This window comes from Acinetobacter higginsii, assembly GCF_000369525.1.
Classification (GTDB): Bacteria; Pseudomonadota; Gammaproteobacteria; order Pseudomonadales; family Moraxellaceae; genus Acinetobacter; species Acinetobacter higginsii.
Genome location: NZ_KB850072.1, coordinates 782,765 through 806,246, shown reverse-complemented (window position 1 = coordinate 806,246; position 23,482 = coordinate 782,765). Strand labels below are relative to the sequence as shown.

General features: G+C 38.8%; 31 protein-coding genes. 14 read left to right on the top strand and 17 right to left on the bottom strand.

Annotation, left to right across the window (positions count from 1 at the left end; all coding sequences use genetic code 11):
- Window positions 1-5 precede the first annotated feature (5 nt).
- Together F902_RS09790 and F902_RS09785 are read right to left on the bottom strand one after the other, a co-directional pair.
- Complete coding sequence (locus F902_RS09790; protein WP_005203076.1) at window positions 6-1,691, bottom strand: terminase large subunit; 1,686 nt, start codon at window positions 1,689-1,691, stop codon at window positions 6-8.
- Between the two features lie 2 nt (window positions 1,692-1,693).
- A complete protein-coding gene (locus F902_RS09785) occupies window positions 1,694-2,446 on the bottom strand; it encodes a hypothetical protein (protein ID WP_005203074.1) in 753 nt (250 codons plus the stop codon).
- A 116-nt stretch (window positions 2,447-2,562) separates the two neighbouring features.
- Here F902_RS09785 and F902_RS09780 point away from each other — a divergent pair, with 116 nt between their 5' ends.
- Window positions 2,563-3,513, top strand: a complete 951-nt coding sequence (locus tag F902_RS09780) for a hypothetical protein (RefSeq protein WP_005203072.1) — start codon at window positions 2,563-2,565, stop codon at window positions 3,511-3,513.
- A 41-nt stretch (window positions 3,514-3,554) separates the two neighbouring features.
- Here the strand turns inward: F902_RS09780 and F902_RS09775 are convergent, their stop codons facing one another.
- From F902_RS09775 to F902_RS09715, 13 genes are all read right to left on the bottom strand, one after another.
- A complete protein-coding gene (locus F902_RS09775; protein ID WP_005203069.1) occupies window positions 3,555-4,031 on the bottom strand; it encodes a hypothetical protein in 477 nt (158 codons plus the stop codon).
- Between the two features lie 11 nt (window positions 4,032-4,042).
- The gene (locus F902_RS09770; RefSeq protein WP_005203067.1) at window positions 4,043-4,477 is read right to left on the bottom strand and encodes a hypothetical protein; all 435 of its coding nucleotides are present in this window, start codon (window positions 4,475-4,477) and stop codon (window positions 4,043-4,045) included.
- Between the two features lie 5 nt (window positions 4,478-4,482).
- Complete coding sequence (locus tag F902_RS09765; RefSeq protein ID WP_005203066.1) at window positions 4,483-5,148, bottom strand: RusA family crossover junction endodeoxyribonuclease; 666 nt, start codon at window positions 5,146-5,148, stop codon at window positions 4,483-4,485.
- Between the two features lie 129 nt (window positions 5,149-5,277).
- Window positions 5,278-5,481, bottom strand: coding sequence for a hypothetical protein (locus tag F902_RS09760; protein ID WP_005203062.1), 204 nt, complete (start codon window positions 5,479-5,481; stop codon window positions 5,278-5,280).
- On the bottom strand, window positions 5,478-5,834 hold the full coding sequence (locus F902_RS09755; protein ID WP_005203060.1) for a hypothetical protein: 357 nt from the start codon (window positions 5,832-5,834) through the stop codon (window positions 5,478-5,480). Before F902_RS09755 ends, F902_RS09760 begins: the two co-directional genes overlap by 4 nt.
- Window positions 5,831-6,886 carry a replication protein gene (locus F902_RS09750; RefSeq protein ID WP_005203058.1) on the bottom strand — a complete coding sequence of 352 codons (1,056 nt, stop codon included), beginning with the start codon at window positions 6,884-6,886 and terminating at the stop codon, window positions 5,831-5,833. The genes F902_RS09755 and F902_RS09750 overlap by 4 nt, the downstream gene beginning before the upstream one ends.
- A complete protein-coding gene (locus F902_RS09745) occupies window positions 6,876-7,724 on the bottom strand; it encodes a DNA adenine methylase (protein ID WP_005203055.1) in 849 nt (282 codons plus the stop codon). The genes F902_RS09750 and F902_RS09745 overlap by 11 nt, the downstream gene beginning before the upstream one ends.
- Entirely contained in the window at window positions 7,721-9,622 is a 1,902-nt protein-coding gene (locus F902_RS09740; protein WP_005203052.1) for a DNA cytosine methyltransferase, read from the bottom strand. Before F902_RS09740 ends, F902_RS09745 begins: the two co-directional genes overlap by 4 nt.
- Complete coding sequence (locus tag F902_RS09735) at window positions 9,622-10,128, bottom strand: hypothetical protein (RefSeq protein WP_005203050.1); 507 nt, start codon at window positions 10,126-10,128, stop codon at window positions 9,622-9,624. The genes F902_RS09740 and F902_RS09735 overlap by 1 nt, the downstream gene beginning before the upstream one ends.
- Entirely contained in the window at window positions 10,125-10,835 is a 711-nt protein-coding gene (locus F902_RS09730; RefSeq protein ID WP_005203048.1) for a hypothetical protein, read from the bottom strand. Before F902_RS09730 ends, F902_RS09735 begins: the two co-directional genes overlap by 4 nt.
- Window positions 10,832-11,140 carry a hypothetical protein gene (locus F902_RS09725; RefSeq protein ID WP_005203046.1) on the bottom strand — a complete coding sequence of 103 codons (309 nt, stop codon included), beginning with the start codon at window positions 11,138-11,140 and terminating at the stop codon, window positions 10,832-10,834. The genes F902_RS09730 and F902_RS09725 overlap by 4 nt, the downstream gene beginning before the upstream one ends.
- 236 nt (window positions 11,141-11,376) lie before the next feature.
- The gene (locus F902_RS09720; RefSeq protein ID WP_005203042.1) at window positions 11,377-11,649 is read right to left on the bottom strand and encodes a hypothetical protein; all 273 of its coding nucleotides are present in this window, start codon (window positions 11,647-11,649) and stop codon (window positions 11,377-11,379) included.
- The gene (locus F902_RS09715; protein WP_005203040.1) at window positions 11,637-11,900 is read right to left on the bottom strand and encodes a helix-turn-helix domain-containing protein; all 264 of its coding nucleotides are present in this window, start codon (window positions 11,898-11,900) and stop codon (window positions 11,637-11,639) included. The genes F902_RS09720 and F902_RS09715 overlap by 13 nt, the downstream gene beginning before the upstream one ends.
- Window positions 11,901-12,021: 121 nt before the next feature.
- On the opposite strand from F902_RS09715, the gene F902_RS09710 reads away from it, so the two are divergent.
- The 12 genes from F902_RS09710 (at window position 12,022) to F902_RS09655 (ending at window position 20,159) form a co-directional block, all read left to right on the top strand.
- Entirely contained in the window at window positions 12,022-12,807 is a 786-nt protein-coding gene (locus F902_RS09710; protein WP_005203038.1) for a S24 family peptidase, read from the top strand.
- A 225-nt stretch (window positions 12,808-13,032) separates the two neighbouring features.
- Window positions 13,033-13,512 (top strand): hypothetical protein, encoded by a 480-nt coding sequence (locus F902_RS09705; protein WP_005203036.1) that lies wholly within the window; start codon window positions 13,033-13,035, stop codon window positions 13,510-13,512.
- Window positions 13,513-13,842: a hypothetical protein gene (locus F902_RS09700; RefSeq protein WP_005203034.1), complete on the top strand. Its 330-nt coding sequence runs from the start codon at window positions 13,513-13,515 to the stop codon at window positions 13,840-13,842.
- Between the two features lie 2 nt (window positions 13,843-13,844).
- Window positions 13,845-14,906, top strand: coding sequence for an ERF family protein (locus F902_RS09695; protein ID WP_005203032.1), 1,062 nt, complete (start codon window positions 13,845-13,847; stop codon window positions 14,904-14,906).
- Window positions 14,903-15,589, top strand: a complete 687-nt coding sequence (locus F902_RS09690) for a hypothetical protein (protein ID WP_005203030.1) — start codon at window positions 14,903-14,905, stop codon at window positions 15,587-15,589. The genes F902_RS09695 and F902_RS09690 overlap by 4 nt, the downstream gene beginning before the upstream one ends.
- Window positions 15,590-15,649: 60 nt before the next feature.
- Window positions 15,650-16,465, top strand: a complete 816-nt coding sequence (locus F902_RS09685) for a hypothetical protein (RefSeq protein ID WP_005203028.1) — start codon at window positions 15,650-15,652, stop codon at window positions 16,463-16,465.
- Between the two features lie 2 nt (window positions 16,466-16,467).
- A complete protein-coding gene (locus tag F902_RS09680) occupies window positions 16,468-16,848 on the top strand; it encodes a helix-turn-helix domain-containing protein (protein ID WP_005203026.1) in 381 nt (126 codons plus the stop codon).
- An 11-nt stretch (window positions 16,849-16,859) separates the two neighbouring features.
- Window positions 16,860-17,528: a hypothetical protein gene (locus F902_RS09675; protein ID WP_005203023.1), complete on the top strand. Its 669-nt coding sequence runs from the start codon at window positions 16,860-16,862 to the stop codon at window positions 17,526-17,528.
- A complete protein-coding gene (locus F902_RS09670; protein ID WP_005203022.1) occupies window positions 17,521-17,805 on the top strand; it encodes a hypothetical protein in 285 nt (94 codons plus the stop codon). The genes F902_RS09675 and F902_RS09670 overlap by 8 nt, the downstream gene beginning before the upstream one ends.
- 76 nt (window positions 17,806-17,881) lie before the next feature.
- Window positions 17,882-18,181 (top strand): hypothetical protein, encoded by a 300-nt coding sequence (locus F902_RS09665; protein ID WP_005203017.1) that lies wholly within the window; start codon window positions 17,882-17,884, stop codon window positions 18,179-18,181.
- Between the two features lie 540 nt (window positions 18,182-18,721).
- Window positions 18,722-19,267: a 1-acyl-sn-glycerol-3-phosphate acyltransferase gene (locus F902_RS09660; RefSeq protein WP_017402284.1), complete on the top strand. Its 546-nt coding sequence runs from the start codon at window positions 18,722-18,724 to the stop codon at window positions 19,265-19,267.
- A 142-nt stretch (window positions 19,268-19,409) separates the two neighbouring features.
- Complete coding sequence (locus F902_RS09655; RefSeq protein WP_004653079.1) at window positions 19,410-20,159, top strand: YebC/PmpR family DNA-binding transcriptional regulator; 750 nt, start codon at window positions 19,410-19,412, stop codon at window positions 20,157-20,159.
- A gap of 43 nt (window positions 20,160-20,202) precedes the next feature.
- On the opposite strand, the gene F902_RS09650 is transcribed toward F902_RS09655, so the two are convergent.
- Both F902_RS09650 and F902_RS09645 read right to left on the bottom strand, forming a co-directional pair.
- Window positions 20,203-20,673: an Lrp/AsnC family transcriptional regulator gene (locus F902_RS09650; protein ID WP_004661600.1), complete on the bottom strand. Its 471-nt coding sequence runs from the start codon at window positions 20,671-20,673 to the stop codon at window positions 20,203-20,205.
- Between the two features lie 459 nt (window positions 20,674-21,132).
- Window positions 21,133-21,903 carry a glutathione S-transferase family protein gene (locus F902_RS09645; protein ID WP_005203014.1) on the bottom strand — a complete coding sequence of 257 codons (771 nt, stop codon included), beginning with the start codon at window positions 21,901-21,903 and terminating at the stop codon, window positions 21,133-21,135.
- A gap of 359 nt (window positions 21,904-22,262) precedes the next feature.
- On the opposite strand from F902_RS09645, the gene F902_RS09640 reads away from it, so the two are divergent.
- Window positions 22,263-23,474, top strand: a complete 1,212-nt coding sequence (locus F902_RS09640) for an SfnB family sulfur acquisition oxidoreductase (RefSeq protein WP_005203012.1) — start codon at window positions 22,263-22,265, stop codon at window positions 23,472-23,474.
- The last annotated feature ends 8 nt before the right edge of the window (window positions 23,475-23,482 follow it).

The following is a 23,482-nucleotide window of genomic DNA, read 5'->3' as shown; positions in this document are numbered from 1 at the left end:
TTTCCTTAAAATCGCCAATCTGGTGCAGGTGCTTCGACATAGCCTTGCGTGTTGGATTGAGTTGTACTTGAATTTGAACCAGTGTTACTAGCCGTATAGACGTAATCACCTAATAACCCTGATTCCTTGGCCTGTGCATGTTGTCTTAGCGCATCTGCACCTTCTGAACAGCCGTTCGATTTATTTGGTTGGTCGATAAACTTCTTATGTTGTTTGCTGAATACTTTTTGATAACCTTCAATACGCTGAATACCGAGTTTGCATCGGTTTTCATCGAACCATGCATTTTTCAGCATCTTTCGAGTCGATAAAATCCCCGTATTAAGTAATGTGATGCGTGGAACGATCACAAAGTTATGACCTGGTAATAGGTCTGCTAATTGATCACGAATAGATTTATTAAAATCACCAAGTCGCTGATGATCTGCATCATGTGGTAAGAAATGTGTACCAAAGACATAACCAAGTCTTAAAAGCTCAACAACATAATGCTGTAGGTTCTGCCCATGTTCTTCGTAATAATTTATAAAACGGTCCTGTTGGTTCATCATTTGATGGAACCAGATAGCACAACCATCCGAGTTACCAATATCCCAAAATGTATTTACAGGTACTTCCAGTACTTCAACTTGACATACTCCACCACGCTTACGTAAAGCCAGCATGTCTTTAGCGTAGTAATTACCATCTTTGGCAACTTGGAAAGCTTCTTCGGGGAATGATGGATATTCTTGCCAAGTCTTTGCTTGATCACCTTTCAAATCGTTATCACGAGTTACGACATACCAAGCACGTTGATCAGGATCAATGTGACATTCAATGCCCATCGAATCCTTAACTTTTTGCTCTAACTCGTCAAAATACTCATGGTCTGATGCTGGAATAATGACTGTAGATGCATCTAATCGGTATTTAGGCTCTTGCCACCATGCATAGAAATGGAATCTGTAGTCCTTTGTGCCTAGTTTTTTCCGTAAAGCATAGTTGGCCTGTGCAATTTGAACCATTTGATAGAAGGAACCATTACGACCTTCCGCAGTAGACTCAATAACTAATACACCATTAGTTGGCACAGTTGGGATAGAACCAGTAATAACCTCATCATCTTTTGCTGGATCTGTAGCACAGATTTTACCGAATTCAGAAATATGTAAGCGGTGAATTGTTCCTGAACGGAATGAAGTTGCTACACGTATGGTTGAACCATTATGTGCAAACTCCATTTCTGATTTATTGCATGTTTTTAAGGGAAAACGTTCGCGAATTTCTTCTGGTAAATTATCGTATGCAAATTTGATCTTATCTTTGAAGATGTTATATACAGTAGGCAAATCCTGAGCAATGATACCGCAGTTTTGATTTGCATTAAAAAGCGCATGGTCCAGCCATAACACGCATATCAAGGTTGTAAAGCCAAGCTGACGCGCTTTCAGAATGATATTGCGGTACCACAACCGATCTAAAAACTTTACCTGTGCTTGGTTTGGCTTAAATGGTAACTCAAAAGTATCAGCTTCCCGTAATACGCCAAATTCATCACGGAAGTCATCACCCTTAATTTTAATCTTGTACAAGCAACCGCTAAAGATACGCCAAATCGGGTCACGAAGGCATTTTTCTAATTCTTCCGCATTCGTTGGCAATGGCTGCAAAGGCGTTTCAAAAACTGAACCTTTAATCATACTACCCATAATCAGCCATCCTTATGATCAGTATCATTCATTGCTATGGGCACTGAATTTATTTCAAAATCGGAATCATTGGCTACAGGCTGGAATGTAGAGCTATTACCAGTGGTAATACGATTCAATAATGCAGTAAGTGGGTCTTGAACAGGTTGTGCGTTATCCATGTTGTAAGCTTGTCGTTCAAGTGCCACAACGGTTTTCAATGAATCTGTAAGTTGTTTTAATTGCCCGATACGATTGTTTAACGATAAAGTTTTCTGAATAGCTACAGCATCAAAGAATTCAATACATCCCTCATCAAGGAACTGATTGAGCATCTGTTGTAAATTTTGCTGTAAATCTTTATTCGTTAGTTCTTCTACTTCCTCAATTAATTTAACGAAAAGATTCCGTGACCGAGAAATGTCTCTACGGTGCGCAATGCGCACTTGTGCAATCGCTCTTGCGTTCTCCTCTATCGTTTCTTCTTCTGATATATCAAAGTCTTGACGCTCATCATAGATAGTGCGCAATTCTTCCGAATGCACTGATTTGCTGCGCACTTGTTTGCGCACTGTGTCTTTTCTTACGATTTCATCGGCTACATCATTGATCGTCTGGTTGAGGTCGCGTTGCCAGCCAAACTTAGCTGCTCGCTTACGAATTGAGGTTTCACTCTTGATGCCATGTTCGCCTGCGATCTGGCGTAGACTCTTAATACCAGCACGATAATCGAGTTCGATTTTATTCCAGTCGGGAGTTACTTTTTTGTCAGACATGATCACTATGCTCTTTCAATAGCATAATGATCAGTGAGTTAGGTTAGTGAAGTCGAACCCTAGAGGGGGTTAAAAGCATATGGTATATTCAGCATAAATAATTTCGATTTAAGAAAATGATAAACCAAATTACCTATGAACAAGTTTCAAATGCGATTAATGAATGGGCAAAATGTGAGTTACATAAATTGGGAGCAGAATACAATTCTCAGATTCCAGTTTATATGCAGCTAAATAACTTTTTGAGCAAAAGAATTCCAATAATGCCTAGAAAAGTTAGCGAATCAACAAACTTTAAAGTTCCTACAGAACGTATTGCAGGATATGAAAAATTAAAAAATGCTTTAATAAACGGTGAAGATGTTAATCCATATATGAGTAGAAAGCTTTATGACTCAAATTTTGCCGATGGGCTTTTGGACCATTATGACTGTTTTCATTTCCACCTTGGTGAAGAAATGGATGGCAAGTTTATTAAAGGCAATGATGAAATAGCACTTGGTATAGTTAATAATCAAGAAGTATTCTTTATTCAGGTTAAAACTCATGGTAAGTCAACTTGGAACAATATTGATGTTTTAGAAATTGTTCATGAACAAAGGCCAGATTTAATCGCAAGATTTAAAGTAACCACAATGGTTAATATTAGCCCCTCAGTTTCAGATGAAAAGGATATAATTACACTGAGAGAAAAAGGCTATTCCTTTGCTGTGACTTTAAAAGATGGAACTTCCTATACACCATCGAAATTCGGTCAAGTAATGATGAGACAAGACTCAGAAACTGATGTAAAGGGAAAGAAGAAAAGGAAGAAAAAGAAATCTCTTCATTTGGCGGGTATGCATCTTGCCGCTATGCAGTACGAAACAAGGAAAATTTGTTCCTCGGTCAATGAATATATAAAAAGATTTAAGTTGCATTACAAATGCACGATTACCAATATAGAAATCTATGAGCTTAAAGGTGACAATAACTCGCAACTGACCCAATTTAAGCTCAAAATTTTTTATTTATCAGGTTTTGAATCCAAGTATTTTGAAAACACTTTCAATTTCGTTACCAAATAAATATTTAATTAGAAAATTTTTTATATTTTAGGTTGTAATGTTTATAATAGGACACCTTGCTTATTTTGCTCTACCTGATCAGATAAGATTTCAACCGTTTTTGATATTCTACGCATCTGGCCACTCACCTCAGTTTGAATAATAGCCATGTGATGCCCTAATTCAATATTGCTGTACTGCATGGCTTCACCAATCATCATATTTCCTAAGTTACGAGCCTCGCGTGGTGTGAGCGTCAATACATCATCACCAATATCAATTTTAACGGTGCCGTCAGGCAGCACCGTTTTTGACATGATCCGTGATGGTCTGTGCCTAGCAGCTGGAATGAATACACCACGCTGTACACGAATAATCTGCCCGTTATCTACCAGGTAACTCAGGCGATCATCAATAATGGATAACTTTAAGCCGGTTGAACTTGCCAAAGTTTCCCGTGTAACGATCTGCTCTTGGTTGTGCAAATCTTCTATTGCTTCCAAAATTGTTTGTGCATTAGGTTTTTGTTCGCTTTTCATTATGCATAACCTCACAGAACAGATTTATATTGATGTACAAGCATTGCTGCATCTCGGCTGTGTTCGCTTGTTCTACCAGTCCAGCCAGTTAATCTTTTAAAGTAGGCGTCCTTAGTTTTAGTAATGTTTGCTGCTGGATGGACCAGATCAAACTTAATGCCCTGCTCAATACAGAATTGTTCCCATATTGAACAATCGCGTTTAACTGAACCAACACCTTCTCGTGTACCAGGACCCGACTTTGCTTGGCGTGCATCGGCATTACCAAACCATGTTCGCAAACGGGCATCCTCAATTTTCACCACCATATCCGGGTATTGGCTATGCAACTCTTTTACAGCTTCCATAGCTTTTGTAATCGTCATGGTTTCAACACGAATAAGAATGCCATTACGCGCAACTGCCAATCCTGTTTTAACGCCACAATCGATACCCACTTTAATCATTATGCTTATCTCCCAGCCAACCACTCAAAATCGACCTTCTTATCCAGCCAATTTGTTTCTGTTAAAAAAACACAAGACAACCAGACACAACCTCCTACTGTTGGCTCTGCCAACTGAACTTTTTCTTGAATAAATACGTTGTCATCTTTGAAAAGCAGGTCAGAGCCTTTCAATGAATCGATTAGAATTTTTGAATAATTGTCTATGTCATAGCGTGGATATTTAGATGCGCTATAACTTTGGGCTTTCTTTGGTGGTTGAACGATTAATCGCACTTCACAGGCTCTACTTGTGGGTTTCCATCCAAGTGCACGTAGGATTGGCGCATACAAGCGGTAAACGCGTTGTTTGAAGTACTTGGCATCAGGTGTTAGTCCTACGCATGGTTTCCCCTTGCTGTCGGTCTGTAAACGCCAAATATCATTTGTGCTGAGGCCATACGGTAGCTTTACAGCGATATAATTTTCACCTTCAATGACCATTGCTCCATTTGCACCAGTATGCAGGCGGTCATGACCTATATTTTGGGTAGTAACAGAACAATTGACTACAGCTTTGACATCCGTTGCACGACGTTCGCGTGATTTACGATGGGTGCGCTTATCAGCTTCATGTTCTAATTCATCAATACCATCCTGATTAAGAGCATAGTTTTTCCAGTTTTTATTCATAAATACCGTCCTTGCTCACTAAATCAGAATCTAAAAAAAATGAAATTTGGATGTCACCATTCAATCGTTTGAGGTACACCGTATATAAAGCGGCTCTTGGATGGCGAGCGCATGTAATCCAGTTGGTAATCATTGGCTTTGCTCCTCATCTTCTTCGGCAAACTCATCTTCATATTCAGGCCCGCCATATTCGATATAGCTTTCATCTACCGCAGCCATTCCCTCAAAATACTCAACACAACACGGGCAAAATTTATAATCTCGATCTTCAAATGCACACTCTTTGCCATTTAACTGAACGCATGTGCATCCTAATTCTGCTAGTTCATTCATCGCACTTCTCCCAACGCCACAACATCAGCAAACATGCAAGTAAATGAACGACCATCACTTAAACGACCATAAACACGCCCATCTTCAACTCGATCTAAGACCCCTTCACCATGGAAATGAATTTCATGTGAGTTTTTTTCCAGTTGATGAGTAAAATCAACATGGACATGTGCACCAGGTTTCAATTCAATATTTTTAACTGCAGTGCGCAGCTGCTCGATGTCATTTTCGTTTTGTACCAAGTGGAAATTGCTATCAAAGAAACTATCGCGCTCGATGTACATGCGGCTGTCATAGTTATGAAGTAAAGCCTTTGCTACACGAATATTTGCGTTTGTTGTTAAGTCCATCATGCTGCATTCCCCTTAGTGGAGTTTTTGAAGCCCAATTCGATTAGGTATGGAATGAATGGTTTCTGTTTTTCAGAATCTGTGAGCATATTTGCTATACGTAGACCAAGATCCTGCCAAGACTCGCCGCTTTGACTGTATTCTTTGAATACGTCATCAAGCAAAGAGAGCTGTTTAGCAAACGAATAAAGTTGTTTTTTAGATGTAAAATGAACACCATGTTCAAAATGATTTGAACTGGATGATTCTTCTGTTGAAGTTGCTGTAGGTGGTTTAGCAAGCTTAATTCTTTGATGCTTCACATAAGCTTTAAGCAGCCAGTCAGTAAAAAAGTAAATTTGAAACTTATCTGAGTGTTTTTTTTCAGCGTTGTATTCTTCAAATGCTTCTAGTTCACGATTAAACCAATCAGCATTTAAAATCTCGTCAACATTAATTTCCTTGTTTGCAGAAACAATTTGAATTTTTAAAATTTTAAAATCCAACCATTCCCGTTTTTTATTTTGATTAATGTTTTTTGATAGTGTTTTTTGTGTGTTAAAAATTTTAACTAGCAGCGGTAAAATATTTTTACTAGTGTGGTAAAAACTTTTAACTAGTAAAAATTTTTTACTAGGGAAATTTAAACCAAATTTGCTTAAATTTTGCGCTTGTTTTAACGCAACTTTAGGGTAGTTAAAATTTTTAACTACAGCATTTTCAAATGGTGAAAATGCCTTCACTAGTAAAGATTTTTTACTAGGAAAACGAATGATTAAGCCTATGAAATAATTATCTAAAAGGGAATAAACATTGCCATAAACTGACTGGTGATGTTTCTTCACCAGTCCTACCGATACTAATTCCTTGAGACATCTAACCACTGTTGGACGACTCTTTCTGGATATTTCCTCTAGTTGAGATAAAGACAGTGCATCACACTCTTTGGTCCAGCCGCGAGTTTTACGCACAATAATTAAATAAATCTTTACTGCTGCATCAGATATTTTATCCATGCAATCGTCAACGAATGCATTGGCAACCATAAAGGAGTTGGGAACAAATTTATTCTGCATGTCCGCCTCCAAATAAATCATGTACATGTGCTTCTGGAGAAATCCAAAGGCATTCTTTGCGTAAACCTGCCCCACGGTGTGAAGCAATACGCGATAATGTTGTTCTTTTGGTCCACCCTTTTAGATGATCGTCATATAAATCGTTCTCATATCCTGAAAGTACGACCATACCTTTGAGGCTGGTTAATGTTTCAAGCAGTTGAAGATGCTGCGAATCATCCATTTCATGGCGGTAAAAACGGCCATATTGTGCCGATACATAACGAGTGTCATGCATATATGGCGGGTCTACATAATGAAGTGTTGTTTCTGCGTCATGATCTTGAAGGACCTGTATTGCATCCCTGTTTTCAATCAAAACGCCTTGTAATCGTTGCCCAATTTGAGCTAAATGTTCTGGATACTCTGCCCATAGTGCTTGTGCTGTGCCATATTGACGTTTGGTATCTATACGGAAACCTGTCTTACCTTTAGTTGCACCTGCTGAACCAAAGCCCATTTGCGCACGAATGATGATGCGACGAGCTCGCTCAATCTCATCAGCAGTAGATTCCCAAGCCAACTCAAACTCATCTCGTGCATAAGGTGTGAAAATAAGTTGTTCAATTAATTGTGTACGCTTACTTTCACAGCGAAGTATTTTGAATAAATTGACAATATCGCCATCGAGATCGTTATAGACCTCTGCATAAGCGCGTGGCTTTTGAATCAGCACACCTGCTGCACCGCCGAAAACTTCGGTGTAACAGGTATGTTTTGGGAAATGACTAATCACCCATTGCGCTAAACGGAATTTACCACCGTGATAACGAATAATAGGGTGAGCAATAGATGTCATGCTGCCCCTCCATACACTTTTTCATGCTGGAAGTTCGCTAAAACTAAAACTTCTGATAATTGTGGCGGTACTGAATTGCCTACCATCCTGTTCTGCTCAGTTTTAGTAAGATTAACTTTATTACCGAGCTCGTCGATTCCATAGGTAAAAATATAGGATTCTGGAAAGCCCTGAGCCTTATATAGCTCAACTGGCTGTAACATACGAAAACCAATATCTGCAATTTGATATAACTGATCAGCGACCGCTACAAGACCAAAACGCTCTTTAGATGTGACTGTTCTTAGAGGATCATTAAGGCTATTGCCATTTTTCTCACTTCCATAGAATGCGGTCAAAAACGCACGTACCTCGGCAAAATGCCCACCTGACGCAGTAATTGTATGGATAGGCTCATCTACCGCATGACCAACATTGTTGTTGCGAAGTTTTACGATATTGCTTGTGACCAGACTGTTATGGTCCTTAGATGTCACAGTAGGTAGAGGCTCAATTACAGGACTACCAACCACACCTGTATAATTTTTAGCAATAAACGCACTTACCAAGGCATGATGACCACCTGTTGCAATCGTATGAAGTGGCTTATCAGCACAATTTCCAGAATGATTAGATGTATTTACAACCAGTGAGGGTGCTATTAAGGCGTGATGTCCACCTTTAATATTTGCGCATATTGTTCTTAACGGTCCATCAATCGGCATACAGCGTGGTGCCGATGCATTCGCACACTCTGTTAAAACAGGACTGATTAATTTAGGTACACATAAGCCCAATGCATGCCCAGCACCACCAGGTCTCTTGATAAAGCTACCTGCGGTTATTGTTGGTAAAGGGTTTTGAATATTCTCCCCCATACTGTTGTATCTAAACTTAATTAATACGGGTGATATAACGGCCTTGTAGTTACCTGAAGCAACCAATGTCCCCATTGGTTTATAAATTGCAGTTGGCTTAGCTGAATACTTTGGTCCACCTGCTCCAGCAAGAAATGGAACAACTAAACTAAAACCTGGTGCACTCGTCACAGTTTGTAGTGGCTCATTAATTTGCTGGCCACGGAAACAGTTATAGTAGCTTGCAGTATGGTTAGATTTGACAATGAATGGATTTGGACTATTGACCACATAGCGCATAATTCCCGTTGCGATACGCTTACAAGTGGCATCTGCTAATGGTTTGCTACGCTCAAATATACTTGGGCATGGGATGGACCAATCAATACACTCTGCGGCAGTACGCCATGGTTTTAGCTTTCCAGATTTAACTGCCTTAGATTCTGGATCCGCATGCGTTGGTTGAGGCCATTGAATAGATAAGCCATCGCGACGAGCAATTAAGAAAAAACGCTTCCGAATTGTTGGTGAACCATAATCACACGCACGTAACTCTCTCCAGTCAACCGTATATCCCTGACGTTTAAGTGCATTTACGAAACAATTGAAAGTACGCCCTTTGTTTTTGGGGCATGGTCGACCATCTGGACCTAAGTCACCCCAAGTTTTAAATTCCTCAACATTTTCAAGCATGATTATGCGTGGACGTGTTTTTGCCGCCCAGCGAAGGGCTACCCATGCCAACCCTCGGATTTTTTTCTCTACAGGTTTTCCACCTTTCGCTTTAGAAAAGTGCTTACAGTCTGGAGAAAGCCAAACCAATCCCACTGGCTGATTGCCTGTAACTTCAATTGGGTCAATATCCCAAACAGATTCACAATAGTGTTTGGTTTTCGGGTGATTGGCGCGATGCATTGCAAGGGCTTTGGGGTCATGGTTTATCGCAATATCGACAGGACGGCCAAAAGCTTTCTCTAAGCCTGTACTGGTACCACCACCGCCAGCAAAGTTATCAATGATCAATTCATGAGGTAATAAATTAAAATTATTCATCATATTCATTATTTAGTACCTCGATTTTTAACGTGTTGTGCCCATCCTTTACATGGGCGCATACGTTTAATATCCGCAGCAGTCGGACGTTCGATACATTCGATATTTTGGTGGCAATAAAAGGTTGCACATTCACTCATAGCGAATGCGACATCTGATTGAGTACTTAATGATGTATTGGCTAAAGTGCCCTGTTTATATGCACAGCTATGACAAAGGACAGACTGATTCGGGGCTTTTCTTGCCAGAATTAATCCATTCAATGCACCATGAAAACTAGGTTTGTTGTAATTCAACTTTTCAGGATGCATATCTGAATAAATTGATAGATGAAGCTCTACAGCCTCATCACAAGCATTGGTGTAATCATCAGCCACATTAATTAATGTGCTCACCAACTCAAGAAGTTCGTCAGTAGTTTTTTGGGCAAATTTTTCCTTAAGAGCTTGTAAACGTTTATCCACTGGTTGGAGCAAAATATCTGTAAGTGCAAGAATGGAGGCGTTATCAGTCATGATTCACCGCCTTCGAGCAATTTAAACTCAACTACCCAAATCCATGGATTGGCTTTTAATGAATCCGAACCGTTTATTTCTTCCCACAAAATATGAAAAGCTGCTCTAGGCGTTTCACCATATCGATAACTATCTGACTGTGATTTCCAGCCATACATAGTCTCTAAAATACCCTCAGCCTTCGCATCTGAATCAGAAATAGCTTGAAGTCTCTCAATGCGAATATTGGAAATTTCGAGGACTATACGACATGCCCAACGTGGCATAAAAATAGATGGTCGCCAGTCACTAGGTACAAAATCCCAATCAACTTCTCCTTTTGGAAAACAGCGCTGAACAGCATCAAAGTCAGGAGCTGTCACCTCTTTCGATCCACCTGCTTTGTACTCTATCCAGCCAGTGCAAGGTTCATTTTCATCCATGGACCAACCCCTAGCACCAGGTTCAACATGCCATGTCTCCCGAACCCAAAGTCTGTCGCCTACCATTCCATATGGACAAATCATAGGATTACAGATTTCACGGTGCATAGTTGGAACTACGCCTTGTTCGTTAACTTGCCAATTCCAGCCATTATCTAATTCAATTAATCTGTGATTTATAGCTGTCGTTGGTGCTTTTTTTATAATTCTACGAGTTTGAGTTTTACGACCATCAAGAATCGCCTGAACCATCGATGTGCTAAATAAAATCGGACGTTCTTTCATGCTTCATCCGCCTTAATAGGAAGATTGATATAACTGCCAAAGCAATTGATTTTTCCTGCACGCTTTAAGCTCGATACGACTTCATTGGCAAACCATAAGCTGATTCGATGCTCTGACATGAGTTCTTTTTTAAACTCATCAAAATTGACTGCAGCTTTGCCTTCGTCATCATTCCTTTTCCGCAAAATGGCTTTACGCTTCTCAAGCATGCGGCTAAGTGTATGAATCGCAGGGTCATACATTGATTGGATTGATTGAGTTTGCTTGAATTCTGGCTTTGAATTGAATTTGTCTTGGGAAATCATGAAACCTCCCGTTGTGCTTCAAGAGCACGTAAATAATGGATAGATTCTTCACTATCCATAACTCGACAATTGGGTGAAAGATGGTGATCAAGATGTTTGTCATCACCAAGAATTAAACAGTGTTTACACTGCTCACCTTTGTATTCACTGCATTTGCCCTTGCACTTATGTTCTGTTAAATTATTCATGTGATTTAATCTCTCTGGTTAATGAACATTGAAGCCTGATGTAAGAGATCAGGCTTTTTTTACATTCAAAATAAGACCTAATTTTTTGAATACATTTTTGAATACGCTTGAATACGATGTATTCTTTGCTTTTTTTACATGCTCAAATGATGATTGACCCGTCTCAACAGCAATCTTCAAATCAATGGCTTCTCTTAATAATTTCGCTCGATCACAGCCTTGGCTTTCTGCCAATTTGTCAAAAACTTCTTGGACTTCTAATGGCACTCGAGTTGACATAGGTGCCAACAGTTTTTTGCTGAATAAAATTATTGATGACATGATTTTTCCTCTGGGATTGTTGGTGTTAAATTCCGTAAATATTGAAAATCAACATCAGGGCAAAGAGATTCACATGGCACAGCCCCTTTACTTTCACGATCTATCGCAATTGCGAGGGCTGGATTGCAATTACGGTTGCCATACATGATTTGCAAGGTTTGCCCGATTGTTGTTCCACAAGATGTCGCAAAAGACTCTCTTTCTTCATCATTAAGTGGCAAGAAGAAGTCTTTTAGAGTTTGTATATGCATTGCTAAAACTCGTCGCTAAAACATTATGAAAATAATTTAGCATTAGCTAAATGTTTTAGCAACTTTAAAATTAGCAGTTTTCTCTTGTAAAAGTTACAATTTGCTAAATTGGTTTTTATTTATGAGCAGTATGGACATCAAAGAAATTCGGCGACTAAATTTTGTCTTTCTAATCGAAAAGGCATTAGCTGATGATGCATTTAAGAACCAAAAAGAAATGGCAGCTGCACTAGGCCTTAAAAGTGGTTCTTATATATCTCAGCTCAAAGGTGGCGAACGTAAAATCGAAGATTCAAAGGCAAGAGAGTTTGAGATTTTCTTCAAGCTCAAGCCTTATGATTTTGATAAGCCGCTTTATGATAAAACGATCAGCGAAGGCTATATGCAAAGCGGTATTTTGCGACCAAGCCCTAGTCATTTCAATACGTTAGAAACTCATGACAATACATATCTGATTGATACGGCAAACTTTGTTCTGGTACCAAAATTTGATGTGAAAGGTGCATGTGGATTCGGATATACAAACTCTGATGAGCTGATTAAAGGAGGAATTGTATTTAAAGAAACCTGGCTACGTAAGAAAGGCATTTCACCAAAATTCGGTTGTTCCGCTATCATGGGCGGTGACGGTGATAGCATGTCACCTACTATCGAGCACAACAGTTTATTGCTGGCTAATTTAGCAATTACAACCTATGAACAGCTCGTAACAGGCAATATTTATGCATTTGTGGCGAATAATGAACTGCGAATTAAGCGATTATTCAAGATTGTTAAAGATGGTGGCTTAAGAATTTCAAGCGACAACCCTAACAAGGAAAAGTTTCCAGATGAGTTTTTAACAAAAGAAGAGCTTGATAATATTAAGATTGTTGGTCATATCCCATGGCGTGCTGGCGACATTTAGATACATTTTTTAATAATTATTAATTTTACAACCTGCTTAATCGCAGGTTTTTTTTACATTAAAATTAAGCGGAATATCAACACCTTGCTAAAAAATCGCTAAATAATTAAGCAAACTGTATTGCTTAATGTTTTAGCTATTGCTAAATTTATCTCATTCAAACAGCAAAAAGCCCCGACCACTTGCAGGGAATCAGGGCTTCTTACTTAAAACATGAGGTAGATTATGGAACAAAACGCTACTTTGGACAACCCACCAGAGACAACTTTACCTTTTTGGAAAGTTCTAACCGGCACAATGCTAATCGCATCAGGTTTGATTTTTGGTGTTGCATCCGCTCTCGATAAATACGATCACTTTAAGGCTGAACAAGCTAAGCCAATTTACAGTCAGTATGCCGCGGAATTAACAAAAAGCAGCTACGAGGTTATGGCTGCCCATCTTTCTTCAGATATCACTGGTGAAGCTGTTATCGACATGGATAACTTTAAAGTCCCTGTGAAATTCGTATTCAACAGCAAGATTCAATACTCAGGTGTTGTAGCTGAACCTGTTATTGATATTCAAATTCTTGAAATTGGTGTCATCACAAACATGGCTGGTACCAACGAATTCAGTGACTTCACAAACTTTGAAGATCATAAAGCCATTAACGCTGCAATCGTAGCGTATATCAAAAAACATAATCTTTTGGAGGGCGTTTAAATGACTACTAAACGTTTCACTACCCCTTTCCGCGAATTTATTACTCGCGACGACAGTGGTCGTTACCACGTCCGTTTAGGTCCACAGACATTTTCAACTAATTATCAGTTCACTGATATTCGTCTTGAAAAAGAATCAGGCGGTGAACCTGTACGCGCTGATCTTCTGGAATCTAAGCCATGGATTCTTAAAAATTTGCAGCAAGAAGTTAACTTTCAACGAAAAAAAGAGAAGGCAATCATGTTCAGTCAAGATTGTTTTCAGCGTCCACGTTATAGCGCAAATCAGCGTGTGGCATATAACAATGCTAAATCAAATAAGGGGTTATAAACATGAATACTGCAATCAATCAGGATTTATTAGTCAAACCGACCAACAGCCCTTTGGATTTACCTGGCGATTATGTTCAAGTTTTCCATCATTTGACCTACCTGAAAGTTATTAACGAGCTTAAAGCACCTAAAGGCCACACAAATGAGTTCGGCGGTGGTTATAAGTATCGTTCTGCTGAGGATATCCAAGAAGCGCTTAAACCAGTACTTTTAAAGCATAAATGCACAGTCATAACTCGAAAATTTGATTTTGATGATGGATTTGAAATCTATGCATACATGGTATTCAAAGATAATACTTATATTGTCTGTGAAGTGCCTGGCGTTGCTGAATTTGACTTTGATCGTGACTTAGCCAGCAATAAGAAAGTATCTAAGACCCAACAATATGCTGCATACCAAAGCTACGCTAAAAAATATGCGCTGGGTAATTTACTACAGATTGATGATTCTAAAGATGATCTTGATGCTCACTCAAATGAAATTATTAAAAATGAGCGTCAGAAGAATCATGTTCCAACACAAGCTGATTGTGATCGTGCTTTAAAACAAATTGAGGACTTACCTCTCAATATGCCTTTGGAACAGGCCGTAAAACATTTTGACCAAATTATTCGTACGTACCCTATGTTTTACGAAGTTTTAAACAATGCTTGCTGTAAAAAACATTCTGAAATCGAGCAGCATTTATATGCAGTACAAAATGCTCAGCACGATGCTACCGCCTTTGACAATAGTCATGTTGGCTCAGCACAAGGAAACAACTCACTTAAATCTGGTACCAATCAAACTTCTGCAACCAATACACAAGTTAAGAAAGGTGATGCTGACCAACGCCAGCAACAAAGCCAAAACCCACCTCCTAACAATGCCAGTAAAAATAAGCTGATTTCAAACCAGCAACGTGACCACCTTCAGGCATTTATCAATGAACGTGGATTAGATATTAAGTCTACCTGCGAATACTTAGGCATAGATGCTTTAACACAAATCGAAGCTTCAAAATTTGAAGCCGTCAAAACTGATATTGAAAAATTTGCACGCGAGAGTATAAACGCATGAGCGCATATATTGCTGACACTGAAACCAACACACTTGAAGGTTATCCAATCGAAATCGCCTATGTTCCATGTGCATTTGTTGATGGGTTGATCTCTGTAGATGGGTCAAAAATTTATGATGAGTACTTCTCATGCCCTGACCCAATCTCATTTGCAGCCATGGCGGTGCACCACATTCTTGAAGAAGATATCGCAGGCAAACCAAGTTACGACACTTTTAAAGTGCCAGAGGACTGCGAGTACTTCATTGGTCATAACATCGATTACGACATTAAAGTTCTACAAATTAGCAATAAGGATTTTAAGCCTAAGGCTATTTGTACTTTAGCTTTGTCTCGTATGGCTTGGCCTCATGCCGAAGCACACAATATCTCAGCTTTAATTTACATGCTGTCCGAGGGTTCTGCTGGTGCACGTGACCGTATTCGCAATGCGCACAGTGCAAAAGTTGATATTTGCTTAACCGCTACAATTCTCAAGAAAATCTGTGAAAAATTGGCTATCCGTGACATGGCCTCCCTTTTTCAAATGTCTGAAATTGCTCGTATTCCCAAAATAATCACTTTTGGGAAGCACAAAGGCACACCAATCAACGAAATTCCTAAAGATTATGTGCTGTGGCTATTACGTCAGCCTGATCTCGATCCATATCTTGAAAAAGCACTCTTAAAAGTAAACCGATAAGGATATCCAATTCTGATTTGAATTTCTGAAACACCAGACATCCTGTTTTTGGAGAAAATGATGAATACAGCAGCAGAATTACGCAGATTTACGGAAAATCAGGCGTTAGAAAAGGCAATTAAAGCTGTCACAAATGCTTTAGTTGATGCACCTTTTGGCTTAGAAATTTCGCAAATTATGAATAATTGCCGACTTAGTAATAAGACAACTAAGACAGTGCTGACCATAATCAGAGCCGAAAATAACGATGGTGTCTGGAGTTTAGGTGGGAAACTTAAACCAGAAATTCAAACAGTTTCACATCAACCTAATTTTATTAATAAGGTGGAAACTATGCCAGTACGTGTCACCAAAGAAGAAAGTCCAACAGTCACATATCTAAATAGACTAATTGAGCTTTTTAAAAACAATCCACAAGGTATATCTCTTGATAAAGCCTTATCTATCCTTGGCGGTGCGCGTGGTCGATTTGATTCGGAATTAATGCGCGTACGTCGTTACCAATTCCCTGTTCGTTTGGAAACAGTCGGAGATGAACGTCTATATATCCCTGATTTAGACAAAGAACCTGAGGTGAAACCACCTGCCCCAACAAAAAAACAAAATGCGGCACCAGTACAAAAGGTGACTGTCCCTAAACTGAATATTCCAGATTCAGAAGTACAACCAAATGTTCCTGTAAATAAAGGCATTCAGGATAAGGTAATTGAATTTCGCAGCATGGTTCAAAAACGCACTGTCATTACCGAAGAAGTATTACTCGATGCTGACCAGCTCGACAGTGTATTAAAGGATATTTTCGGCCTTGATACCGTTACATGGAAATACGTCGATGGGAAAGCTCAAGTTCATTTAACTAAAACAGAGGTTGCTTAATTATGAATATGCCTACGGATATACAAGCTGCAGTCGATGTTTTATATAACGAGCTTGACCAACTAAAAAACAAAATGATTTCTGATCATTGTTTTACAAATGACGAAGCTGAACAACTCGAATTTCTAGTTGCCAAAGCTATTAAGTATGGTGAGTTAGTCGCTAAACGAGATGCCACTGGTACCAATATAATTTTGCGTGAGTCTAATATTGATGAAGCCTTGGATTTAAGTCCAAGTGCAGTTCAGGAAGTATTAAACCATGTCCAAGATGTTGTTATCTCAAAAGCATTAGTCCTCACACGCGGTAATGCTACGAAAGCTGCTGAATTAATCGGTTGGAACCGTGGCACCTTCGCTAAACGCAAAAATCGTCTACGTTAAGGGTGAATCCAATGATTAAGCAATTACAACCCGTTTCATTACCACGAAATATCTTTAATTGGTCACATCCTGATTTGCACCTGGTAGATCCACGTTGGAACGATGGTGAAGAACGCGGCCATTCAAAAGAAGAATTGGCAATTTTAGAACGCAATGCTGGCATCAAAGTCATTACCCAAGAATATGACTATGATGATCTCACTGAGACATTAGGCGATGATTGCTCAAATTGGACCAATTGGAAGCCTTTACCGCCCACCCCTCAACATTTTTTAATTGGCGCTTACGATACTGAGGATGGGCCATTTTTATGGTGGGCAAAGCCATTTGACTATCAGGAAATTCCAGTATCTCCGTGGGTAAATGCTTTTTGTGAAAAACCAGAATTGCCAATTTCTAAAAATAATGAAGATACACTTCAATCCAAAGAAGTCTTTTTCTCAATCAGCCATAAGGGTGGCATTTACCATGGCTGGTATATAGCTCGCCCAATCGAAAAAGAATCATATTGCAACTGCGATTGCGGATGTTTTTGCAACGATGATGAGGACGACGAAACAGACTACGAATATTTCTTTAACGCCAATGTTGGTGATGAATTATTCGACGAGGATTCCGTAGATTTTTGGATGTACAAACCAAATTTACCTGGTGAAGAAGAAGGAAACGAAAATGAATGAAAAGCCGATTGCTGAAGTACACGTATCAGGTAGCTTTGAAGGTTCACCTGAAGATGCTGCAAACCACATATTCAGTACGTTAATTGCTCCTATAGCAGAGCAATTAAAAAAAGTGGACCCCAAGGATTCCAACAATTTTGTGTATCACATTATGGGTTTGGGCATAACTCAGTTCTCTGAATCAGTATGCCCTGAGCATTTCAGAAAAATTCTCAATGATGTTGTTGAAGTTATAGCAACTGAAATGGAAAAAGATCGTACAGGTATAAAACATTGATAAAGGTATCGATAGCGGAAATCCGCTATCGATACAAAATCAATCATTTAGGTAATTTGTTAAAGAGGTACTATTTATGGCTACTATCGAAAAGAAAGGTAAAGTACGGTTAACCATATTAGATCGAATGACATCAGAGGAAAAGGCAGCGGAAGCAATCAAGTATTGGGCCGCTCCTAAAGATGCAACATTCACCCCGGAAGTATTGGCAATCGTGTATAAAAAGTCTCTACCATGGTTCCAGCTTAAACGCTGCACTGGAGGTGGTATTCCATTCAGCAAAGAAGGAAGAACTATCCTTTATACAAAGCAGGATGCGATTGAATATTTCTCAAAACAAACGCATTCCAGCACATCATCAGCCGCTTACACATAAGCGGCTTTTTTCTGTGTAGGCATGTAGGCACTTTGTAGGCACCCTCTTACAAACATGTAGGCGATATGTAGGCATTTGGATTATTGCGAATTAATGTATATTATTGCTTAATATTGCATAATAAAAAAAATTGTATTTAAAATTAGAAAGTTAGTATTAAAATTTATTGCGAATTATTGTTTGATATTGTCTATTATTGCTTAAATATTTTTGTAACTTCTGAATTATGAGTCCGCTGCTCTAACCAACTGAGCTATAGGCCCTAAACTTAAATCATATTTTATGTATGATTAATGCTGCCTGATCTTAGTCAAATTTAACTTAAATTACAAGCAGATGATTTTATCAAATTACGAAAATAATGTTAAAAATCATAAACTGCGCTGATTCTATCTGATCTTCCCAGCTTGAGTAAAGATCATATTGCACTATTTTGATCATTAATAAGACATCCATTTTTTTTCATCTGGTGTTTTAGGATATGTATTTTCCTGAAAACTCGTATTACACTGCTGCGACTCAAAGCCTATGATGATAAACATGAAAAAATTTTTAGGAAAATCTATTTTTAAAGCAACAGGTTGGGAATATAACGTAGACCCAAGCATTTTAGAAAAAAAACAAGTCATTATTGGCTTTGAGCATACATCGAATCTGGATACTATCCTCTCCCTCGCTTTATTTGAAATTTTAGAACTCAAAATTCATACCTTAATCAAAAAAGAATTATTCAAAGGCCCTCTAAAACCAATCTTAGAACGTTTAGGTGGTATTCCAGTCGACCGAAAAGCCAATAAAGATATCGTGACGCAAATGGTTGAGCTGTTTAATCAAAATGACAGCTTTAATCTGGTGATTGCGCCTGAGGCAACGCGTGCAAAAGATGGTGAAGAACGTAAACCCATCCGCACTGGTTTTTGGCATATCGCCAAAGCCGCCAATGTGCCAATTATTTTGATGTATGCCAATGCCCGTACCAAGCAAGGTGGCATTCTAGGGAAAATTTACCCAAGCGATTTACAATCAGATCTGGAAAAGATCAAAGCGCTTTATGCGGAATACGACATAGACGTAAAAATTAGCTAATTAATCCAATCTATTTGATCAATCTTTGACGCTTGATCAAGATTTTAAAGTTTGAATATGAGCGATGCTAGTTTTCAACAAAACCATCGCTATGCTAATATTCCTGCACTTTTTTTAAGTTTTATTTTTTGGAGTTACTTCCATGGCGGGTCATTCTAAATGGGCCAATATTAAGCATCGTAAAGCTAAACAAGATGCAAGTCGCGGTAAGGTTTTTACTAAATACATCCGTGAAATCGTAACCGCTGCACGTTTGGGCGGGCCAGATGCGGCGAGTAACCCTCGTTTGCGTGCTGTAGTTGAAAAAGCACTGTCTGTGAATATGACACGTGACACCATCAACCGTGCAATCCAACGTGGTGCTGGTGGTGAAGACAATGATGATTTAAAAGAAGTTACCTATGAAGGTTATGGCGTTGGTGGTGTTGCGGTTATCGTTGAAACCATGACCGATAACTTAAACCGTACTGTTCCAGATGTTCGTCATTGTTTCTCTAAAACCAATGGTAACTTAGGTACCAATGGTTCGGTGGCTTACCTATTCACCAAGCGCGGTGAAATTTCTTTTGAAGATGTTTCTTTAGAAGACAAAGTCATGGAAGTTGCTTTAGAAGCAGGTGCTGATGATATCGAGATCGATGAAGATAGCATCTTGGTTATTACTAGCCCAGAAAGCTTTGGTGATGTTCAAGATGCACTTACAGCAGCAGGTTTAAAATCTGACAATGCTGAAGTTGTGATGAGCCCATCGACTAAAGCTGAAATCAATGATATTGATCAAGCTAAACAAATCATGAAAATGATTGATATGCTTGAAGATCTTGATGATGTTCAAAACGTTTATACCAACGTTGAATTCTCTGAAGATGTATTAACGCAACTTGATGCTTAATACATTCAGATCAGTAAAAAATGCATCTTTTTAGATGCATTTTTTATAGCTTATTTAAAAGTTTATAGCAGTTAAAGACATTATATTCTTTGATCACGAAGCTTGAATGTAGTGCGACGACACTGTCAATCTTACCAATACGGCGTAATAGAATTTCACTATAGTCATCCATATTACGTGCGACCAATTCCAAAATAAAATCTGCACTCTGCCCTGTCACGAGAAAGGCATTGGTCACTTCTGGAATATCTTCAATTTCTTGTAGGAATTTATCAAAAGTTTCACTATCGTGTTTGCTCAACGAAACCTGCAAAAGAATATGCAAACTAAAACCGAGTTTATTAAAATTAATTTCGCGTTTGAGCTGTCCCATCACTTGGGATTCGATCAGATTTTTAATGCGACGATGCACTGAACTAACCGAAAGGTTAATACGTTCTGATAGCTCATTCAGATTGACATCTTCATGGGTCAAAATTTCAAGAATTTGTTTATCAAAACGATCCAATTCCATTCTACAGTCCTCACTTTCAATCGATGTTTTTATCGGAACTGCTCACTCAGTAATTTTTAAGGGTCAAGGGAAAACATTCGTTTAACTTTTGACGATGCTGCATGGATAACGCAAACATGATTCCGATAAACTTTTGGTTTATCTTTGTCTCAAAGCCGAAACAAGACCTTTTGAGCAACTGTTCAACTGATCTCCCAATAGTTGAACAACTCGTTTCGATCCCCATCACACCCTGAAACATAAGATAACAAAGCCTTTTCACAATTATTTCCCTCTTTTCAGTTTTTTTAAAGTAAATTTGGCAATAATTTCTAATATTTTCTGCTTAAAACGAATTTTCTTTTAAAAATTAATTTTATTCCCTAATTATTTTTTGCTTTATCAATAGTTTTTCAATTTTCTTTCCCATAAAAAAGCCCCGATTATAATCAATCAGGGCTTTTCGACTCAAAATCTGATTTATAAACCACGCCAATCAACGCGCGCATTACGCTCAGTGGCATAAATACGCTGTACATATTGCCCAATCGGTAGGTCTGATAAATAGTCATAATATTGCTTCAGTTCGCCATCAAACTGTTCAATATCGTCATTCTCGAGTTCCCACGGCGTACCTTTGATCACCAATAAGGGTGCAAGAATTGAACAGACCGCAATATCCGCCAAACCCAGACGATCACCGACCATATAACGCCCTTGATTATCAATCAGACGCTGATTCAGATCACTAATCAACTCAGTCATCCGTAGTTTGGACTGCGCCACTTTTTCAGGACTGAGTTTATAATTGGTCGACACCAGACTTTTTAATATTGGTTTAGAAATCTTCTCGAACTGGCGCAAATAGCCTTGCTCGCCCATCATGATTTCAAGTGGATGATCGCCAACCGAAAGCGCATGTGCCAATGACCAGCGACGAACATGTACACCAAGCTCGTCAGTCAGCTTGTCAATTTCTAAAGCTTGCTCACGTAACTGCTCATCACGTCTCAATAACGCATGTTCAGGATAGGTCGTATCAAGATATAAAGCGATTTGTGTTGAATCAGCAACCCACCGCTTATCATCTTTCAGCATTGGCAATAAATATTGCCCAGACTTTAGATAAGTAAACGCACGATGGAAACCTGGAATTAAATTATGTGCCACATAGTCCAATTCCTTATGATCTAACAACCAGCGAGCTTTTTCACAATAGTGGGACAAAGGAAATTGGTATAAAACCCGCATAAACTCTCCAAATTTATTTTTCTACTCGATCAAACATAAGGTTTTCCCTACTTTAGAAGTAAAAGTTAATGAATACAATGTCCTTTTCGTTCGATCTTTTTGAATTTTGGCGAAGTCGCTTTATAAATTTTCATGGTGAGATTATTCCTCTCATTCATAGAAAATGAATTTTTATACTGTTTAACAAACCAGCATAAAAATTCAAATTATTGTTTTATATAAATATTTAATATTAATTTTTCTGTTATTTTTCTCATAAAAAATGCTTAGGAATTATTGTGATATACAAGCCATAACTGATGGTTTAGTTGAAAAGTAAAACTTTTGTAAAGTGTCTCTTATCTATTAGAGGTGCTCACATGTCCAGTAATCAATCAGTGATTCAAGTTCAAACACAACTGATTTCAAATGATCAGCAGGCCATTAATGCTGCCTATCAAGTTGCTGACTTTGCATTAGAAGATCGAAATAATCGAGATCAAAATCGTGTTTTACCCACCGAACAAATCATTCAGTTTAGCCAAAAAGGTCTGGGGGGAATCCGTGTACCGCAACAATATGGTGGTGCTTTTGTCTCCAATAAAACCTTGGCCCATGTGTTTCGTATTTTAAGTAAAGCCGATGCCAATGTTGGACAAATTCCGCAAAACCAATTTGGGTTATTAAATTTTATTAATATTACAGGTTCAGCTACACAAAAGCAGTTTATCTACGCTGAAATTCTGGCAGGTAAACGTATTGCCAATGGTGGGCCTGAAAAAAACTCCAAAGATACCAAAGCCATTCAAACCACTTTAAGCTTGGAAAATGGTCAATACTTTTTAAACGGGGAAAAGTTTTACTCGACTGGTACCAGCTTTGCAGATTGGTTAGCGATTCGTGCCTTGCATCCAGATGGCTACACCGTCTTGGCGATCGTTGATCGATATGCTGCTGGTGTTGAAGTGATTAATGACTGGAATGGCTTTGGTCAACGGACCACAGCCAGTGGAACGGTAAAACTACACAACGTTGTCGTTGATCCTACACTATTTTTTGATGAACGCATTATTGCCGACACCCCAAATGTACGCGGTGCGTATTCTCAACTTTTACAAGTTGCCATTGATGTTGGCATTGCTGAAGCAGCTTTTGATGACACCGTATCCAGCATTCGTAAAGCACGTCCCATTATTGATGCAGGTGTAGAAAAAGCCAGTGAAGAACATTACACACTACAAGAAGTTGGCAAGCTCAACATCCTGCTCGATGCAGCCATTTTATTACTGGATGATGCTGCTGAATATCTAGATGAACTTGATCAAATCGCTGCAATTTCTGCTGAGCAAGCTGCTCACGCCTCTATTTTAGTGGCAGAAGCAAAGATCTATGCCAATGATGCTGCCCTGCATATCTCAGAAAAACTACTCGAACTTGGTGGCAGCCGTGCCAGTCTGAGCCAACATAATCTTGATCAGCATTGGCGCAATGCTCGCGTACATACCTTACATGATCCTGTGCGTTGGAAATTCCATGCCATCGGTGATTATTACCTCAATGGTACACACCCTGCCCGCCATGCCTGGATTTAAGGAGCAAA

Bases quoted from the DNA above. Each gene is read 5' to 3' on its own strand.
- F902_RS09685 (WP_005203028.1), top strand. From the start codon at position 15,650: ATGAATACAGCAGCAGAATTACGCAGATTTACGGAAAATCAGGCGTTA.
- F902_RS09690 (WP_005203030.1), top strand. From the start codon at position 14,903: ATGAGCGCATATATTGCTGACACTGAAACCAACACACTTGAAGGTTAT.
- F902_RS09675 (WP_005203023.1), top strand. From the start codon at position 16,860: ATGATTAAGCAATTACAACCCGTTTCATTACCACGAAATATCTTTAAT.
- F902_RS09765 (WP_005203066.1), bottom strand. From the start codon at position 5,148: ATGAATAAAAACTGGAAAAACTATGCTCTTAATCAGGATGGTATTGAT.
- F902_RS09775 (WP_005203069.1), bottom strand. From the start codon at position 4,031: ATGAAAAGCGAACAAAAACCTAATGCACAAACAATTTTGGAAGCAATA.
- F902_RS09720 (WP_005203042.1), bottom strand. From the start codon at position 11,649: ATGTCATCAATAATTTTATTCAGCAAAAAACTGTTGGCACCTATGTCA.
- F902_RS09760 (WP_005203062.1), bottom strand. From the start codon at position 5,481: ATGAATGAACTAGCAGAATTAGGATGCACATGCGTTCAGTTAAATGGC.
- F902_RS09710 (WP_005203038.1), top strand. From the start codon at position 12,022: ATGAGCAGTATGGACATCAAAGAAATTCGGCGACTAAATTTTGTCTTT.
- F902_RS09755 (WP_005203060.1), bottom strand. From the start codon at position 5,834: ATGATGGACTTAACAACAAACGCAAATATTCGTGTAGCAAAGGCTTTA.
- F902_RS09770 (WP_005203067.1), bottom strand. From the start codon at position 4,477: ATGATTAAAGTGGGTATCGATTGTGGCGTTAAAACAGGATTGGCAGTT.
- F902_RS09650 (WP_004661600.1), bottom strand. From the start codon at position 20,673: ATGGAATTGGATCGTTTTGATAAACAAATTCTTGAAATTTTGACCCAT.
- F902_RS09780 (WP_005203072.1), top strand. From the start codon at position 2,563: ATGATAAACCAAATTACCTATGAACAAGTTTCAAATGCGATTAATGAA.
- F902_RS09745 (WP_005203055.1), bottom strand. From the start codon at position 7,724: ATGACATCTATTGCTCACCCTATTATTCGTTATCACGGTGGTAAATTC.
- F902_RS09735 (WP_005203050.1), bottom strand. From the start codon at position 10,128: ATGACTGATAACGCCTCCATTCTTGCACTTACAGATATTTTGCTCCAA.
- F902_RS09680 (WP_005203026.1), top strand. From the start codon at position 16,468: ATGAATATGCCTACGGATATACAAGCTGCAGTCGATGTTTTATATAAC.
- F902_RS09715 (WP_005203040.1), bottom strand. From the start codon at position 11,900: ATGCATATACAAACTCTAAAAGACTTCTTCTTGCCACTTAATGATGAA.
- F902_RS09640 (WP_005203012.1), top strand. From the start codon at position 22,263: ATGTCCAGTAATCAATCAGTGATTCAAGTTCAAACACAACTGATTTCA.
- F902_RS09790 (WP_005203076.1), bottom strand. From the start codon at position 1,691: ATGGGTAGTATGATTAAAGGTTCAGTTTTTGAAACGCCTTTGCAGCCA.
- F902_RS09750 (WP_005203058.1), bottom strand. From the start codon at position 6,886: ATGCAGAATAAATTTGTTCCCAACTCCTTTATGGTTGCCAATGCATTC.
- F902_RS09700 (WP_005203034.1), top strand. From the start codon at position 13,513: ATGACTACTAAACGTTTCACTACCCCTTTCCGCGAATTTATTACTCGC.
- F902_RS09785 (WP_005203074.1), bottom strand. From the start codon at position 2,446: ATGTCTGACAAAAAAGTAACTCCCGACTGGAATAAAATCGAACTCGAT.
- F902_RS09645 (WP_005203014.1), bottom strand. From the start codon at position 21,903: ATGCGGGTTTTATACCAATTTCCTTTGTCCCACTATTGTGAAAAAGCT.
- F902_RS09740 (WP_005203052.1), bottom strand. From the start codon at position 9,622: ATGAATATGATGAATAATTTTAATTTATTACCTCATGAATTGATCATT.
- F902_RS09730 (WP_005203048.1), bottom strand. From the start codon at position 10,835: ATGAAAGAACGTCCGATTTTATTTAGCACATCGATGGTTCAGGCGATT.
- F902_RS09670 (WP_005203022.1), top strand. From the start codon at position 17,521: ATGAATGAAAAGCCGATTGCTGAAGTACACGTATCAGGTAGCTTTGAA.
- F902_RS09695 (WP_005203032.1), top strand. From the start codon at position 13,845: ATGAATACTGCAATCAATCAGGATTTATTAGTCAAACCGACCAACAGC.
- F902_RS09725 (WP_005203046.1), bottom strand. From the start codon at position 11,140: ATGATTTCCCAAGACAAATTCAATTCAAAGCCAGAATTCAAGCAAACT.
- F902_RS09705 (WP_005203036.1), top strand. From the start codon at position 13,033: ATGGAACAAAACGCTACTTTGGACAACCCACCAGAGACAACTTTACCT.
- F902_RS09665 (WP_005203017.1), top strand. From the start codon at position 17,882: ATGGCTACTATCGAAAAGAAAGGTAAAGTACGGTTAACCATATTAGAT.
- F902_RS09655 (WP_004653079.1), top strand. From the start codon at position 19,410: ATGGCGGGTCATTCTAAATGGGCCAATATTAAGCATCGTAAAGCTAAA.
- F902_RS09660 (WP_017402284.1), top strand. From the start codon at position 18,722: ATGAAAAAATTTTTAGGAAAATCTATTTTTAAAGCAACAGGTTGGGAA.